Raw genomic sequence first — 230 nt, forward strand, 5'->3', positions numbered from 1 at the left:
CTGAGATGCCCCTAGATTTATAGACGCTTTGCTTGGTAACTATGGAACCAAGGAGAAGCACAGATGTCATCGCAAAATCGATTTACGGATGAGTTTAAAAGGGACGCTGTAGCGCAGGTTGTTGATCGCGGCTACGCGGTCAGAGAGGTGGCCAAGCGGCTCGGGATCAGCACTAAATCTCTGTACAGTTGGAAGGCACAGTTTGCGAAGCCAGCCAAGATGCGGGAGGT

General features: G+C 51.3%; 1 protein-coding gene. It reads left to right on the top strand.

The window, feature by feature from the left end; translation table 11 throughout:
- Window positions 1–63 precede the first annotated feature (63 nt).
- Window positions 64–230: transposase (locus AQ1_RS15015; RefSeq protein ID WP_152550437.1), on the top strand; the 167-nt coding region annotated here is incomplete at its 3' end.

Origin of the sequence: Iodidimonas nitroreducens, assembly GCA_000710935.1 — a bacterium.
GTDB lineage: Bacteria > Pseudomonadota > Alphaproteobacteria > Sphingomonadales > Rhodothalassiaceae > Iodidimonas > Iodidimonas nitroreducens.